10 protein-coding genes and 1 tRNA gene are annotated in these 16,517 nt (G+C 58.3%); 8 read left to right on the forward strand and 3 right to left on the reverse strand.

The features are described from left to right. The first annotated feature begins 63 nt into the window (after positions 1-63). Positions 64-1,293, forward strand: a complete 1,230-nt coding sequence (locus KGB06_RS10285; RefSeq protein WP_223514925.1) for a multifunctional CCA addition/repair protein — start codon at positions 64-66, stop codon at positions 1,291-1,293. A 114-nt stretch (positions 1,294-1,407) separates the two neighbouring features. On the opposite strand, the gene folK is transcribed toward KGB06_RS10285, so the two are convergent. Then, positions 1,408-1,926: a 2-amino-4-hydroxy-6-hydroxymethyldihydropteridine diphosphokinase gene (folK, locus tag KGB06_RS10290; protein WP_223514928.1), complete on the reverse strand. Its 519-nt coding sequence runs from the start codon at positions 1,924-1,926 to the stop codon at positions 1,408-1,410. Continuing rightward, a complete protein-coding gene (folB, locus tag KGB06_RS10295) occupies positions 1,917-2,273 on the reverse strand; it encodes a dihydroneopterin aldolase (protein WP_223514931.1) in 357 nt (118 codons plus the stop codon). Before folB ends, folK begins: the two co-directional genes overlap by 10 nt. A gap of 74 nt (positions 2,274-2,347) precedes the next feature. On the opposite strand from folB, the gene plsY reads away from it, so the two are divergent. Continuing rightward, positions 2,348-2,917, forward strand: coding sequence for a glycerol-3-phosphate 1-O-acyltransferase PlsY (plsY, locus tag KGB06_RS10300; RefSeq protein WP_223514934.1), 570 nt, complete (start codon positions 2,348-2,350; stop codon positions 2,915-2,917). A 23-nt stretch (positions 2,918-2,940) separates the two neighbouring features. Here plsY and tsaD read toward each other — a convergent pair whose 3' ends face one another. Further along, positions 2,941-3,966 carry a tRNA (adenosine(37)-N6)-threonylcarbamoyltransferase complex transferase subunit TsaD gene (tsaD, locus tag KGB06_RS10305; protein ID WP_150780503.1) on the reverse strand — a complete coding sequence of 342 codons (1,026 nt, stop codon included), beginning with the start codon at positions 3,964-3,966 and terminating at the stop codon, positions 2,941-2,943. A gap of 199 nt (positions 3,967-4,165) precedes the next feature. Here tsaD and rpsU point away from each other — a divergent pair, with 199 nt between their 5' ends. From rpsU to hsdR, 6 genes are all read left to right on the forward strand, one after another. Continuing rightward, entirely contained in the window at positions 4,166-4,381 is a 216-nt protein-coding gene (rpsU, locus tag KGB06_RS10310) for a 30S ribosomal protein S21 (protein WP_002551877.1), read from the forward strand. A gap of 482 nt (positions 4,382-4,863) precedes the next feature. Continuing rightward, positions 4,864-6,843, forward strand: a complete 1,980-nt coding sequence (dnaG, locus tag KGB06_RS10315; RefSeq protein ID WP_223514937.1) for a DNA primase — start codon at positions 4,864-4,866, stop codon at positions 6,841-6,843. 67 nt (positions 6,844-6,910) lie between these two features. Next, positions 6,911-8,758, forward strand: coding sequence for an RNA polymerase sigma factor RpoD (rpoD, locus tag KGB06_RS10320; protein ID WP_223514941.1), 1,848 nt, complete (start codon positions 6,911-6,913; stop codon positions 8,756-8,758). Positions 8,759-8,881: 123 nt separating this feature from the next. Further along, the gene (locus KGB06_RS10325; RefSeq protein ID WP_223514944.1) at positions 8,882-12,622 is read left to right on the forward strand and encodes an EAL domain-containing protein; all 3,741 of its coding nucleotides are present in this window, start codon (positions 8,882-8,884) and stop codon (positions 12,620-12,622) included. Positions 12,623-12,643: 21 nt separating this feature from the next. Further along, positions 12,644-12,720, forward strand: a tRNA-Ile gene (locus KGB06_RS10330). A gap of 288 nt (positions 12,721-13,008) precedes the next feature. Next, on the forward strand, positions 13,009-16,485 hold the full coding sequence (hsdR, locus tag KGB06_RS10335; RefSeq protein ID WP_223514947.1) for a type I restriction-modification system endonuclease: 3,477 nt from the start codon (positions 13,009-13,011) through the stop codon (positions 16,483-16,485). Positions 16,486-16,517 lie beyond the last annotated feature (32 nt).

Raw genomic sequence — 16,517 nt, forward strand, 5'->3', positions numbered from 1 at the left:
GCGAGTCAGGACCTCCGAAAGTTCGACGCAACGGTTATTCTGTCGAGCTAACGGAGGTTTTTTATGCAGATTTATAAAGTCGGCGGTGCGGTACGTGATCGCCTGCTGGGCAAACCTGTTACCGATATCGACTGGGTTGTGGTGGGTGCCACAACCGAAGAAATGCTCGCCAAGGGTTTTCGCCCGGTGGGCGCGGACTTCCCGGTATTTCTTCACCCAAAAAGCGGTGAGGAATACGCCCTTGCTCGCACTGAACGCAAAAGCGGACGCGGCTATGGCGGCTTTACCTTTCAAGCCAGTCCCGAGGTCACCCTCGAAGAAGACCTGATTCGCCGCGACCTGACGATCAATGCCATGGCCGAAGACGATCAGCAGAATTTGACCGATCCTTACCATGGCCAGCGCGATCTTGAAGCTCGCCTGCTCCGCCACGTTTCCCCTGCGTTCGCCGAAGATCCACTCCGTGTCCTGCGCGTTGCCCGCTTTGCTGCGCGTTATGCGGCGCTGGGTTTTACCGTCGCGCCAGAGACTATGGAGTTGATGCGCCAGCTCAGCGAATCCGGCGAACTGGAAGCTTTGACCGCAGAACGCAGCTGGAAAGAAATCTCCCGCGCTTTGCTGGAGGATCAGCCGCAGGTGTTCATTGAAGTGCTGCGCGAGTGCGGCGCACTCAAAGTGCTGATGCCTGAAGTCGACGCGTTGTTCGGCGTTCCACAGCCAGAAGCTCACCACCCGGAAATCGACACCGGCCTGCACACCTTGAGCGTGCTTGAGCAATCGGCGCGGCACAAACAACCGCTAACCGTGCGCTGGGCGTGCCTGCTGCACGACTTGGGCAAAGGGCTGACACCCAAAGAGGATTGGCCCCGGCACATTGCCCACGAGCACAAGGGCCTGAAGCTGATCAAAGCGGTCAACGAACGCTTCAAGGCACCAAAGGATTGTCAGGAACTGGCGTTACTGGTCGGCGAATATCACACCCACGGCCATCGTGCGCTGGAGCTGAAGCCATCGACTTTGCTGGAGTTGCTGCAAAGTTTTGACGTTTACCGTCGACCGCAGCGGTTCGAGGAGTTTATTGCCGCGTGCGAGATGGATGCCCGCGGACGCAAAGGGCTGGAGCAGAGAAGTTATCCACAGGCGGAATACTTGCGCGGTGCGGCGACGGCAGCTCGGAGCGTGGCGGTTCAGCCTTTGCTGGAGAAGGGATTCAAGGGGCCGGAGTTGGGCGAGGCGATCAAGCGTGAGCGACTCAAAGCGTTGAAAGCCTACAAAGAAGCGGCGTCTGCCTGAAAAGCATCGCGGGCAAGTCGAATCGTCGCACCGCCGGCTCCTACAGGGATCACCTAAATCCTGTAGGAGCCGGCGGTGCGACGATTCGACTTGCTCGCGATGGCGTCTTTCGCCTCACAACAAATTCGAAGGGGTCAGCTGCTCACCGCGCCATTCAAAAGCCACCGGTGCCAACACCTGATCAATCTGCGCTTCACTCCACAAGGTCGCAAAGCTCTTTCCTACGCCCGGGTGCACACGATCCGGCGCTATCAGCGATAACGGCCACAACACAAAAGCATTCTTCAAGATCTCTGCCCGCGGCAGGATCAATCCATCGAAATTGCCCACCAGTTCACCAAACAACAGCACGTCGATATCCAGCGGTAGACCCTTGCGGTCCGGCGCATAACGACCATTGTCCGCCTCGATGAATTTCAATCGACGGTCCAGCTCCATCAGCGACAGATCGGTGTACGCCGACACCACGAAATTGAAAAACGGCCCGCTCTTGATGCCCACTGACTGACTTTCGAACACGGCCGAACAGCGGATATCCACCAAAAAAGCCGCCAAAGCCTCCAGACCCGCCTGCAAATGGGTTTCACGCTCGATATTGCTACCGAGTCCTAGGTACACCTGAGTCAGCGACATCCGCGCTCGATCTCCACACCCACACCACCCCTGGCAGCCGGAATGGCGCCAGGCTTGGTCAGCTTGAGACGCACCCAGGTGATCTTGAATTCGCTCATCAGCACCTCAACCAGACGCTCGGCAAAGGTCTCGACCAGTTGATACTGCGCCTGCTCGGCAAACGCCTGGATTCGCGATGAAACACTGGCGTAATCGAGCGCCAGGGTCAGGTCATCACCGGCTGCCGCCGGGCGATTGTCCCAGGCGAAGCTCAGATCAAGACGCAGACATTGCCGGATGCCTCGCTCCCAGTCATAGGCACCAATCACGGTGTCGACTTCCAGGCCCTCGATAAACACTCTGTCCAAGCACTCTTCTCCACTGCACGACAAGGGCGCAATGCGCCGTTAGAATCAGGGCGTCCTCGCCCGGAATAGTTAGCATGTTTTGGTTATTGGCGATCCTCGCCTACCTGCTTGGCTCTCTGTCCTTCGCCATTTTGCTCAGCCGCCTGACGGGTAATCCCGATCCGCGAATGAGTGGCTCGGGCAATGCCGGTGCCACCAACATGTTGCGCCTGGCCGGCAAGAAACTCGCCATCCTGACCTTGCTCGGCGACCTCTGCAAAGGCCTGCTGCCCGTGCTGATCGCCGGCCTTGCAGGCCTTTCGCTGCAAGAACAGGCCTGGATCGGCATCTGCGCCGTCATCGGCCATCTGTTTCCAGTGTACTTCCGCTTTCGCGGCGGCAAAGGTGTCGCCACCGCTGCCGGCATGCTGCTGGGGCTTTATCCGCCCGCGGCACTGCTGGCGGTCTGCGCCTGGCTGCTGACGTTCTACCTGACCCGCACCAGCTCTCTCGCGGCACTGATTGCCACACCGCTGACCCTGCCGCTGCTTGCCTGGCAGGAACCGGCGGCCTTGCTGCCCATGAGCGTACTCACCGGGCTGATTGTCTGGCGTCATCGCGGCAATCTACGCGACCTGTTTGCCGGGCGCGAACGGCATTTTTAAATACCGGACGTGAACGCGACTCATCACAGCGCCGACAATTGCTCCATCGGCCAACGCGCCTGCACGCTGATCGCCAGGCTTTCATGCTGGCCGGCCTGCAAGCGCTGGCATCCGGCAAACGCGATCATCGCGCCATTGTCGGTGCAGAACTCCGGACGGGCGTAGAACACATCGCCCTTCAAGTCGCCGAGCATTTTCTCCAGCGAGGTGCGCAGTGCTTTGTTGGCGCTGACGCCCCCAGCGATCACCAGACGCTTCATGCCCGCTTGCTTGAGGGCTCGCTTGCACTTGATGGTCAAAGTCTCCACCACGGCCTGCTGGAACGCCAGCGAGATGTCGCAACGGGCTTGCTCGCTGTCGTCCCCGGCGCTGACACTCTGCTGCCAGGTGTTCAAGGCGAAGGTTTTCAAGCCACTGAAACTGAATGCCAGACCCGGGCGGTCGCACATAGGACGCGGGAAAGTGAATCGTCCCGCAACACCTTGCTCGGCCAGGCGCGCAATTTCCGGACCGCCCGGATAATTGAGCCCCATCATCTTGGCCGTCTTGTCAAAAGCCTCACCGGCAGCATCGTCCAGGGTCTCACCCAACAGCGTGTACTGACCGATCCCGTCGACCTGAACCAGCTGCGTATGACCACCGGACACCAACAAAGCGACGAACGGAAATTCTGGCGGTTGCGTCTCCAGCATCGGCGCCAACAAATGGCCTTCCATATGGTGCACGCCCAAGGCCGGAATACCCCAGGCAAAGGCCAGCGCCTGGGCGCATGAAGCCCCCACCAGCAACGCACCGACCAGACCAGGACCCGCGGTATAGGCGATGGCGTCGATCTCGGTCGGCACACAGTCAGCTTCGGCCAACACCTGACGAATCAAGGGCAGCATCCGTTTGACGTGGTCGCGCGAGGCCAGCTCCGGCACCACGCCACCATAGGCGCGGTGCAGGTCGATCTGACTGAACAGTGCGTCGGCCAACAGCCCGCGTTCACTGTCATATAATGCGACACCGGTTTCGTCGCAGGAGGTTTCTAATCCCAGTACTAGCATGGGTTTGCGCCTTGTTTAGGCTGAATTCGAAGGCGCGCATAATAGTCGCCGCGTGATGCCCCGACCAGCGGTTTTCGATCAGAGGCTTTGCATTCCGAGCGATGAGGGGTTAACATCCGCAACCCTTAAAAACCGACGTCTTCAAGTGCTCTTTTGCCGCGAGGATGTTGACCCCGGTAATGAATGAAGGTAGCTCTGGATGCCAGCCGTCAAAGTAAAAGAGAACGAACCCTTCGACGTAGCTCTGCGTCGTTTCAAGCGCTCCTGCGAAAAAGCCGGTGTACTGGCTGAAGTTCGTAGCCGCGAATTTTACGAGAAGCCAACTTCTGAGCGTAAGCGCAAAGCAGCAGCCGCTGTTAAGCGTCACGCGAAGAAAGTTCAGCGCGAACAGCGCCGCGCCGTTCGTCTGTACTAATACACAGACGATCGTAGCAAGCTTCTGCCAAGCCCGGCCCTCAGCCGGGCTAATGGCATTTGCGTAAAACGCTTGATGCTTCACTGTCGACGCCGCAGACGCGACCGAGACAAATCTGCTTTACAGCGTCAGACCTGGCTCTTTTGCCAGCGGTGCACGTCTTTTCTGACGAGCCTTCCAAGGCTACTGACGAGCACACCCACTGATTCCTCTCACGACGATCAGCCCAAGGCACCTGCTTGTGTGCCCGCTTACTGAGCTTTCCGAGGCCAACGACTGGCCGCAGCGGATTCAGCGCAACACTTTCAAACAGTCGATAACTGATTGGTATTAACGTCAGTGGATTTTCGGCAGATACACTTCCCGACAGCGATTACGCAGACGACACCGGTCGAGCCGCACATTTTGCGCGCCTCAAACAACGACCCGCGTTCGGCCGTACTTCGTTTTGGGTCCATTTCAGCGCAGATGACGAGAACGCCATGGCCGGGCTAATTCCCCAGAGCTTCATTGACGACCTTCTGAACCGCACCGACATCGTCGATGTGGTCAGCTCGCGCCTGCAAATGAAAAAGGCCGGCAAGAACTACACCGCTTGCTGCCCGTTCCACAAAGAAAAAACCCCGTCTTTCAGCGTCAGCCCCGACAAACAGTTCTATTACTGCTTCGGTTGCGGTGCTGGCGGTAACGCCCTCGGCTTCATGATGGACCACGACAACCTGGACTTCGTCCAGGCCGTCGAAGAACTGGCCAAAGCCGCCGGCATGGAAATCCCCCGCGAAGAAAGCGGCCGACCGCACAAACCGCGGCAACCGACCGATTCGCCGCTGTACCCACTGCTCACCGCCGCCGCCGACTTTTACCGTCAGGCACTGAAAAGTCATCCATCACGCAAAGCGGCTGTGGATTACTTGAAAGGTCGCGGACTGACCGGCGAGATTGCCCGCGACTTCGGCCTCGGCTTTGCTCCGCCGGGCTGGGACAATCTGTTCAAGCACTTGAGCAGCGACACCCTGCAACAAAAAGCCATGGTCGATGCCGGCCTGCTGATCGAGAACGCCGAAACCGGCAAACGCTATGACCGCTTCCGCGATCGCGTGATGTTCCCGATTCGCGATAGCCGCGGGCGCATCATCGCCTTCGGCGGCCGGGTACTGGGCGACGACAAGCCTAAATACCTGAACTCACCGGAAACCCCGGTATTCCATAAAGGCCAGGAACTCTACGGCCTTTATGAAGCACGTAAAAACAACCGCAACCTCGACGAAATCATCGTCGTCGAAGGCTATATGGACGTCATTGCCCTCGCCCAGCAAGGCTTGCGCAATGCCGTGGCGACCTTGGGCACCGCCACCAGCGAAGAGCACTTGAAGCGACTGTTTCGTGTCGTGCCCAACGTGCTGTTCTGTTTCGACGGCGACCAGGCAGGCCGCAATGCCGCCTGGCGGGCACTGGAAGCGACGCTGCCCTGCCTGCAAGACGGCCGGCGCGCACGCTTTCTGTTCCTGCCGGAAGGCGAAGACCCGGATACGCTGGTCCGCTCCGAAGGCACAGATGCTTTCCGTGCGCGGATCAACCAGCACGCCCAGCCATTGGCGGATTATTTCTTCCAGCAGTTGACCGAAGAGTCGGACCCGCGTTCGCTCGAAGGCAAGGCCCACATGGCCACCCTCGCTGCACCGCTGATCGATAAAGTTCCGGGCGCGAACCTGCGCATCCTGATGCGCCAGCGCCTGACCGAAATCACTGGCCTTAGCGGTGAAGCAGTCAGCCAACTGGTGCAAAGCGCCCCTCAGGACGCTCCACCGACTTACGATCCAGGCATCGATTACGACGCCATGCCCGATTACAGCGACTACCATCAGCCGCAGTCACAAGAGATGTATGTGCCGCAGCAGGAATGGACGCCGAAGAAACCCGGCGCTGGCGGCAAGAAGTGGGACAAGAAGCCGTGGGACAAGAATGGCAAGCGCGGTGGCGATCGTGATCAACCGAGCGCTCCGCGCACACCGATTGCCGTAGAAGCGCCCACGCTGATCGCACTGCGCACCCTCATTCATCATCCGGATCTGGCTGGACGGGTAGAAACCGCCAACCACTTTGCCAATGAGAGCAATACCTACGCACAACTGCTCGTCGCCCTGATCGAGGCCGTGCAAAAAAATCCTAAGCTAAACTCAATTCAGCTAATGGCGCGCTGGCACGGGACCGAACAGGGACGTTTGCTCAAGGCATTGGCAGAAAAGGAATGGCTGATTGCAGGCGACAACCTTGAACAACAGTTTTTAGACACCATTACTAGGTTATCGGCAGCTCAACACACGGATAGCCTGGAAGCACTTATCAGGAAAGCCAGACAGCCGGGATTGACCCCGGAGGAAGCAAATCAGATCGCAAATCAGATGCGCGACCTATTAAAACGCAATATGGCTGTATCAAACCCGACCTCAACTGGCGCGTGAGGTCATAGCTCAGGTATAATCCTCGGCTTGTTTTTTGCCCGCCAAGACCTTCAGTGGATAGGGTGTTATGTCCGGAAAAGCGCAACAGCAGTCTCGTATCAAAGAGTTGATCACACTTGGTCGTGAGCAGGGTTACCTGACTTACGCGGAGGTCAACGACCACCTGCCGGAGGATATTTCAGATCCGGAACAGGTGGAAGACATCATCCGCATGATCAACGACATGGGGATCAACGTATTCGAGGTTGCGCCAGATAAGGATTCCCTTATGCTGGCCGACGCCGATACCGACGAAGCCGCGGCCGAAGAGGCAGCAGCAGCGTTGGCAGCGGTCGAGACCGACATTGGTCGCACCACCGACCCAGTGCGCATGTACATGCGTGAAATGGGTACGGTAGAGCTCCTCACACGTGAAGGCGAAATCGAAATCGCCAAACGTATTGAAGAGGGCATCCGCGAAGTGATGGGCGCAATTGCGCACTTCCCTGGCACGGTTGATCATATTCTCTCCGAATACACTCGCGTCACCACCGAAGGTGGTCGCCTGTCCGACGTCCTGAGCGGTTATATCGACCCGGACGACGGCATTGCGCCGCCTGCTGCAGAAGTGCCACCGCCGATCGATCCGAAAGCCGCGCCAGCTGCCGACGACACCGATGACGATGACGCCGAAGCAACGGATGACGAAGAAGAAGCCGAAAGCGGCCCGGATCCGGTCATCGCAGCACAGCGTTTTGGCGCTGTCTCCGATCAGATGGAAATCACCCGCAAGGCGCTGAAAAAGCACGGTCGTGGCAATAAGCTGGCAATCGCCGAGCTGTTGGCCCTGGCTGAGCTGTTCATGCCGATCAAACTGGTTCCGAAGCAATTCGAAGGCCTGGTCGAGCGTGTTCGCAGTGCCCTGGATCGTCTGCGTCAGCAAGAGCGCGCGATCATGCAACTTTGCGTTCGTGATGCACGCATGCCGCGTGCCGACTTCCTGCGCCAGTTCCCGGGCAACGAAGTTGACGAAAGCTGGTCCGATGCACTGGCCAAAGGCAAAAGCAAATACGCTGAAGCCATTGGTCGCCTGCAACCGGACATCATTCGTTGCCAGCAGAAGCTGACCGCGCTGCAAACCGAAACCGGTTTGACGATCGCCGAGATCAAGGACATCAACCGTCGTATGTCGATCGGTGAGGCCAAGGCCCGCCGCGCGAAGAAAGAGATGGTCGAAGCGAACTTGCGTCTGGTGATCTCCATCGCCAAGAAGTACACCAACCGTGGCCTGCAATTCCTCGATCTGATCCAGGAAGGCAACATTGGCTTGATGAAAGCGGTAGACAAGTTCGAATACCGCCGCGGCTACAAATTCTCGACTTATGCCACCTGGTGGATCCGTCAGGCGATCACTCGCTCGATTGCCGACCAGGCCCGCACCATCCGTATTCCGGTGCACATGATCGAGACGATCAACAAGCTCAACCGTATTTCCCGGCAGATGTTGCAGGAAATGGGTCGCGAACCGACCCCGGAAGAACTGGGCGAACGCATGGAAATGCCTGAGGACAAGATCCGCAAGGTATTGAAGATCGCTAAAGAGCCGATCTCCATGGAAACCCCGATCGGTGATGACGAAGACTCCCATCTGGGCGATTTCATCGAAGACTCGACCATGCAGTCGCCAATCGATGTCGCCACCGTTGAGAGCCTTAAAGAAGCGACTCGCGAAGTACTGTCCGGCCTCACTGCCCGTGAAGCCAAGGTTCTGCGTATGCGCTTCGGTATCGACATGAATACCGACCACACCCTTGAGGAGGTTGGTAAACAGTTCGACGTGACCCGTGAACGGATTCGTCAGATCGAAGCCAAGGCACTGCGCAAGCTGCGCCACCCGACGAGAAGCGAGCATTTGCGCTCCTTCCTCGACGAGTAACAACAGAACCCCCGGCCCAGGCCGGGGGTTTTGCTTTATGCAGATTAAATCCCCCGCACGCCCCCCCCTGCCGCTTTGCCCGTCTACACTCGAAACATTCCCCCGAGCCATAACGAGACCGTTATGCCCAGACTGCTGTCCGTGCTTTTTTTGCTGTCGCTGATGACCTGGACTGCAACGGCTGGCGCGCTGACTCTGACCGACGACGAACGTAGCTGGCTGGCCGCACACCCGAATTTACGCCTGGGTGTGGACGCGTCTTGGCCACCATTTGAGTTCCGCGACGAAAAGGGCCGTTATCAAGGTCTGGCAGCGGACTACATCAACGTGATCCGCCAACGGCTGGCCATCAAGCTCACGCCCATCGAACCGGTTAGTTGGACGGTCGTCCTTGAACAGGCCAAGCAAGGCAAGCTAGACGTTTTACCGGGCATCATGTCGACCCCCGAGCGCCAGTCGTACCTGTCGTTTACTCGCCCCTACCTCGACTTTCCGATTGTCATCCTGGCCCATGTCGGCGGCGCCCAGCCGCACAAAATCAAAGACCTGTACGGGCTGAAGATCGCCGTGGTGGAAAACTATGCACCCCATGAGCTGTTGCGCACACACCACCCCGACCTGAATCTGGTGCCGATGGCCAATGTGAGCTCGGCCTTGCAGGCACTGGCCACCGATGAAGTGGACGCCGTCGTCGGCGATCTCGCTTCCAGCGTCTGGAGCCTTCGCCAACTCAAGCTCGAAGGGCTGTATGTCAGCGGCGAAACCCCCTATCGCTTTCAACTGGCAATGGCCGTGCCCCCCAAGAACAAGGTGCTGGTCGGCATACTGGACAAAGTGCTGGCGGACATGAGCCCGAGTGAAATCAGCGCCATTCAGGAACACTGGGTGGGAAATGTCCTGGATAACCGAACCTTCTGGTCGGATCTGTTGGTTTATGGCCTGCCGGGGCTACTGTTTCTGATGGTCATGCTGGCCGTGGTTATACGGATCAACCGACGATTGAGTTCTGAAATTGCCCGCCGGGTCGACCTCGAGCAAGAACTGCGCAGCAGCGAATACCACTATCGCGGACTGGTCGAGAGCCTGTCGGCCATCGCCTGGGAAGCACGGATGGACGATTACACCTACAGCTACGTATCGCCGCACGCCGAAGACTTGCTTGGATATCCGCTGTCCCATTGGCTCATTCCGGGCTTCTGGCGCAACATCATCCACCCTGCGGACCTGACTCGCGCCCAAACCTACTGCGATCACGAAGTACTGGCCGGGCGCGATCACAGCATCGATTACCGCGTCATAACCGCCGATGGCCGCTGCTTGTGGGTACGCGACATCGTCAGCCTGATCGAACATGGTCATGAGCCGGTGTTGCGCGGGTTGATGATTGACATCAGTGAAGCCAAGCGTACTGAAGAGGCATTGCGCCTCTCCGAGCAAAAATTCGCCTCGGTCTTCCAGCAAAACCCGGACATTCTGGCGATCGCGCGACTGTCCGACGGTTGCCTGCTGGAAGTGAACAAAGCGTTCGTAGAGCAAATCGGCCTCAGGCCCGAAGAAGTCATCGGCCAGACCGCCACTGACCTGAATATCTGGGGTATCCCCGGCGTTGGGCCGGGGCTGTTGCAAAGACTGCAGTCCGGCAGCATCCGCAACCTGGAGATGCCTTTTCGCCGCAGCAACGGCCAGGTGTTTACCGGCCTGATTTCCGCCGAGCCTTTCAATCTCGACACGACCCCTGCCCTCGTGGTGGTGGTGCGTGATATCAGCAAGCTAAAAGAAACCCAGCAACAACTGCAAACCTCTGAAGAGAAATTCGCCAAGGCGTTCCACGCCTCCCCGGACGGTTTGTTGTTGTCGCGGCAGAGCGACGGGTTGCTGCTGGAGGTCAATGAAGGTTTCAGCCGCATTACTGGCTTCAACAGCGCTATGTCCGTTGATCGTTCCACCCTGGAGCTGGGGATATGGGTCAACCTCAACGAACGCAAACAGATGCTCGAGCTGCTGCACAGGGATGGCTTCGTCCGCGATTTCAGTTGCCACATCCGCCGCAGCGATGGACAGGTCCGACTGTGCGAGGTGTCGAGCCGCCCATTGCCGATCGGCGATGACGACTGCATGTTGACCATTGCCCGGGACATCACCGAGCGGCACCTGATGCAGGAGAAGCTACAACAGGCCGCCACCGTGTTCGAAAGCACGGCCGAGGGCGTTCTGATCACCGACACCCATCAGCACATCAGTGCGGTCAACCGCGCGTTTACCGAAATTACCGGCTACTGCGAGAGCGAAGCATTGGGCCATACCCCGCGCCTGCTCGCTTCGGGCCTTCACGACAGCGCGTTTTACGCGGCAATGTGGCACCAACTGACGGCCGAAGGACATTGGCAAGGCGAGATCTCCAACCGCCGCAAGAATGGCGAGCTCTACCCCAGCTGGCTGACCATCAGCGCGGTACGTAACCGGGATAAGTTCATCACCCACTTCGTGGCAGTGTTCGCGGACATTTCCAGCCTCAAACACGCCCAGGCCAAACTCGACTACCAGGCGCACCACGACCCGTTGACCGGTCTGCCAAACCGCACACTGTTCGAGAGCCGACTGCTGACCGCGCTCAACACCCAACAGGAAAATGGGGGCCAGGGTGCCGTGCTGTTCCTCGACCTGGACCGCTTCAAACACATCAATGACAGCCTCGGCCATCCGGTCGGCGACCTGCTGCTCAAAGGCATCGCCGTGCGCCTCAAAGAGCAGTTGCGCGATATCGACACCGTTGCGCGCCTGGGCGGTGACGAATTCATCATCCTGCTACCGGGCCTGCAACAGAATAGCGATGCCGACAACATCGCGACCAAGCTGCTCAATTGTTTCGCCGCGCCGTTCCAGGCGGGTGATCACGAGTTTTTTATCAGCGCCAGTATCGGCACCAGCCTGTACCCCAAGGATGGCTGCGACGTCGCCACACTGGTCAAAAACGCCGACGCTGCGATGTACCGCTCCAAGGCCAAGGGGCGCAACCGGATTGAACGCTACACCCGTGATCTCACCGCCCAGGCCAGCGAACGCGTGGCGCTGGAATATGAATTGCGGCGCGCCATCGAGCGCAACGAGCTGACGCTGCACTACCAACCGAAAATCAGCCTTGATGACCATCGACTGGTCGGTGCCGAAGCGCTGATTCGTTGGAATCACCCGACCTTCGGCACCGTGCCGCCGGAACACTTCATTCCCTTGGCCGAAGAAAACGGCATGATTCTGCAAATCGGTGACTGGGTACTTGAGACCGCCTGCCACCAGATGTATGAGTGGAATCAGGTATATGAGTGCCTCGGCCCGCTCTCGGTCAACCTCGCAGGCGCCCAACTGCGCCAACCAAACCTGCTGGGACGGATCGAGCAACTTCTCAAGGATAGCCACCTCCAACCCAACTTTTTGCAACTGGAGATTACCGAAAGCTTCATCATGAGCCAGGCCGAAGAAGCGCTAGCGGTGCTGCATCAACTCAAACAGTTGGGTGTGCAATTAGCCATCGATGACTTCGGTACCGGCTACTCATCCTTGAGCTACCTCAAGCGACTGCCACTGGATATTCTCAAGATCGATCAGTCGTTCGTCCGCGGCCTGCCTGACGATCCGCATGATGCGGCCATTGTTCGAGCGATCATCGCGTTGGGCCGCAGCATGCAATTTACTGTCATTGCCGAGGGCGTTGAGACCCAGGCCCAACAGGAATTCCTCGCCGCAGAAGGCTGCGAACAGATCCAGGGCTACATCGTAAGTCCGCCTCTTCCCGCCGAAGAATTCGCCGCGACATTTCTTCGTATAGCCTTATCGAATTTTTCGGATAGCACAGCAGAGAAACCGTAGCTATAATCCGCGGCCTACTGAGGGCCTATAGCTCAGTTGGTTAGAGCAGAGGACTCATAATCCTTTGGTCCACGGTTCAAGTCCGTGTGGGCCCACCATTAAAATCAAGGGGTTGTGATCGCAACCCTTTTCTAAAAAAACCAGCCGTCAATCACCGGTCAATCACCTCGACCTTGAGTAGCAGCGGTGCCGTACGTCCCTCCATCCCGATTTCGCTCAAAACGCCAGCAAGTTTCCCGATTGGCTCCTGATGACACGTCTTTGCTTATCTGAGGGGAAGCACGTTTGAGCAACTGGCCATGTGCATATCATTACGGTAACTTTCGTAAAGCTAGGCGCAACTTCATTCATGGCCAGAGGCATAAGGCTTTCGCGAAGGATCGACGATGACCACAAGCAGTAACTTTGCCTTCCTCCACGAACACGACCCTGTATTGTTTCAGCTCGCCAATACGGCCGAGCACGTGTTCGCCAGCGACCCCAACACCACGCTGATAAAGCTTCGGCAACTGGGAGAAGCGTTGGCGCAGGATCTCGCCAGTCGCGCCCGCATCGATTTCGACTCCAACACTACGCAGGCTGACTTGCTCTATAAGCTCGGCCGCGAAATCCAGCTCGATCGCAACATTGTCAGCCTGTTCCACACCCTGCGCATCGAAGGCAACAAGGCCACCCACGGTTTCCAAACACACCACCGCGATGCTCTGGATGGCCTCAAGGTGGGACGAGAGCTGTGCGTGTGGTTTCACAAGGCGCTGGGCAAAGCAGGCAGCGCCTTCAAACCAGGTCCCTTCGCTACACCGACTGACCCCAGCGTTCCGCTGCGCGACCTGCAAAGCCAGATCGAACGACTCAAAGCCCAACTCAATGAATCCAATCAACAACTGGAATCGAACCAGCAACTCGCCGAGCTGAAAAAGCGCGAGGCCGAGGAATATGCCGTTCTTGCCGAACAGATGGATGCGGAGTCACGTGGCCACAAGCAACTCGCTGAGGCACACGAAGCCGAACTAACCAACTTGCGCGATGAGTTCGAGCAGCGCGTCAAAGCACTACAGCAGGAGCTTGCAGCCAAACCGCAGTCTACGCAGCTGGTTATGCACAAGACTCAGCAGGCCAGCAGCAGCTTTGACCTCAACGAGGACCTCACCCGCATCCTGATCGATCAGCAACTGATTGAAGCCGGTTGGGAGGCAGATTCGCTGGATCTCAAGCACAGCAAGGGTGCACGTCCAGAGAAGGGCAAGAACAAGGCCATCGCCGAATGGCCTACCAGTAAGCCAGGGGAGGATGCCGATTATGTGCTGTTCGCCGGGCTCACACCCGTGGCCGTGGTCGAAGCAAAACGCAAACGCATCAATATTGCCAACCGCATACCCCAGGCAGAGCGCTACTCCCGCCAATTTGTCCTCGCGAGCGAACATCAAAACGGCTGGCAGCTTTCAGGCTTGAGTCAGCCATGGCTCGACGGTCAAGGCGGTAGCTTCCACATTCCCTTCGCCTTCGCCTGCAACGGCCGGCCCTACATCAAACAATTGGCGGAACAGTCGGGCATCTGGTTTCGCGATCTGCGCAGCCCGGCGTACCTGCGCCGACCACTGCAAGACTTTCATACTCCAGCCGGCTTGCTCGACTTGCTCAAACGCAGCCGCGAAGAAGCCGAGGCGCTGCTGCAACAGGAGGGTTTCGCCTATCTCAAGCTACGTGAGTATCAGGAAAATGCCATCCGCGCAGTGGAACAGGCACTAGCTGATAATCAGCGCGACTGTCTGCTCGCCATGGCCACCGGCACCGGTAAGACGCGCACCATCATCGGCTTGATGTACCGTTTCCTCAAAGCCGAGCGCTTCAAGCGCATTTTATTTCTGGTCGACCGTAGCGCTCTTGGCCAGCAGGCAATCGACGCCTTCAACGAAGCACCACTGGAGCAGAACCACACCCTGGCGCAGATCTACGACGTCAAGGAGCTCGGCGACATGACCGCCGAAGCGGAAACCCGCATTCAAGTAGCCACGGTACAGGCCATGGTGCGGCGTATCTTCCAGTCCGACACGCCTCCACCCATCGATGAGTTCGACTGCATCATCGTCGACGAAGCCCACCGCGGTTACACTCTCGACCAGGAAATGACCGAAGGCGAACTGGCAGTGCGCGATCACGGTCAGTACCTCTCCCAGTACCGCCGCGTGCTCGATTACTTCGACGCCTGCAAGGTCGGCCTCACCGCCACCCCGGCCAAACACACCAGCGAAATCTTCGGCAAACCGGTATTCACCTACAGCTACCGTGAAGCCGTGGCTGAGGACTGGCTGATCGACCACGAACCGCCCATCCGCTATGAAACCCTGCTGAGCCAAAACGGCATTCATTTCGCCAAAGGCGATAGTGTCAGCGTGATTAACACCCAGACCGGGGAAGTCGATGTAGCCGAGCTGGAAGACGAACTCGACTTCAACATCGAATCCTTTAACCGACGGGTCATCACCCCTGGTTTCGACAAGGTGATCTGTGAACAGCTGGCTCAGGAGCTGGACCCGCAGGGCGAAGAGAAGACCATGATCTTCTGCGTCAACCAGGCCCACGCCGAACGAGTCAAAAACCTGCTGGACGACGCCTTCAAGGACCTGCACGGAGATCAATACAACCAGGCCAGCGTGGAGATCATCACCGGCCAGAGCGATAAGGTCGAACAACTCATCCGCCGCTACAAGAACGAGCGCACCCCCAACATCGCCATCACCGTCGACCTGCTCACCACCGGTATCGACGTGCCGGCGATTTGCAATCTGGTGTTCATGCGTCGCGTGCGCTCGCGCATCCTCTACGAGCAGATGAAAGGCCGCGCGACCCGTCGCTGTGACGACATCGGCAAGACTGTGTTCCGCATCTACGACCCCGTCGACCTCTACGCCAGCCTAGAAGAAGTTGACACCATGAAGCCGCTGGTGAAGAACCCCAACGTAACGCTGGAGCAGCTGGTCAGCGAGCTGACCCATGGCGGCAGTTTCGACGCCCCCGGCAACGTGGAAGGCAGCAGTCACGCCCATGACGTGCTCGACCAACTGAGCCAACGCGTGATGCGCATCCTGCGCAAGGCCAGCCACAAGGCTGAAACCGAACCGACGCTGCAGAAGAAACTCAATGAACTGGAGGACGCTTGGGGCGTTGCGCCGGCGCAATTGCACAGGCACCTGCAGGACCTCGGCCCGCAACAGGCCGCCAACTTCGTGCGCCAGCACAGCCACCTGCTTGGTCAACTGGCCGAAGTTAGCGCCCTACTGGGCTCGGAAAACTTTCCGGTGATCGCCACCCACAGCGACGAGCTGATGGTGCGCGAGCAGAACTACGGCAGTAATCAGAAACCGCAGGATTACCTGGAGAGCTTCCACCAGTTCATCCACAACCAGCTCAACCAGTCCGTCGCTCTCGGCGTGGTAGTCAATCGCCCCAAAGACCTCACCCGTGAACAGCTTCGCGAAGTCCGCCTACTGCTGGACCAGAACGGTTACAGCGAGGCGAACCTGAGCAGCGCTTGGCGTAATCAGACCAACCAGGAAATTGCCGCCAGCATCGTTGGCTACATTCGCCAGGCCGCCATCGGCGAAGCACTCCTGCCCTTCGAGCAGCGTGTAAACAACGCCATGCAGAAAATATACGGTCTGCATTCCTGGACGCCAGTTCAGCGCAAATGGCTGGACCGCCTGGCCAAGCAACTGACTCACGAAGTGATACTCGACCATGAAGTGCTCAACCGAAACTTTGCCCAGGACGGCGGCGCCAAACGGCTGGACAAGCTACTCGCTGGCCACCTCGATCACGTCATAGAAGCGCTGAACGATAACCTTTGGCCGCAGACAGGTTGAACATCCTCGACTTCCGCGGCGGCTATTACCGC

Origin of the sequence: Pseudomonas sp. GL-B-19 (assembly GCF_019956415.1) — a bacterium.
Classification (GTDB): Bacteria; Pseudomonadota; Gammaproteobacteria; order Pseudomonadales; family Pseudomonadaceae; genus Aquipseudomonas.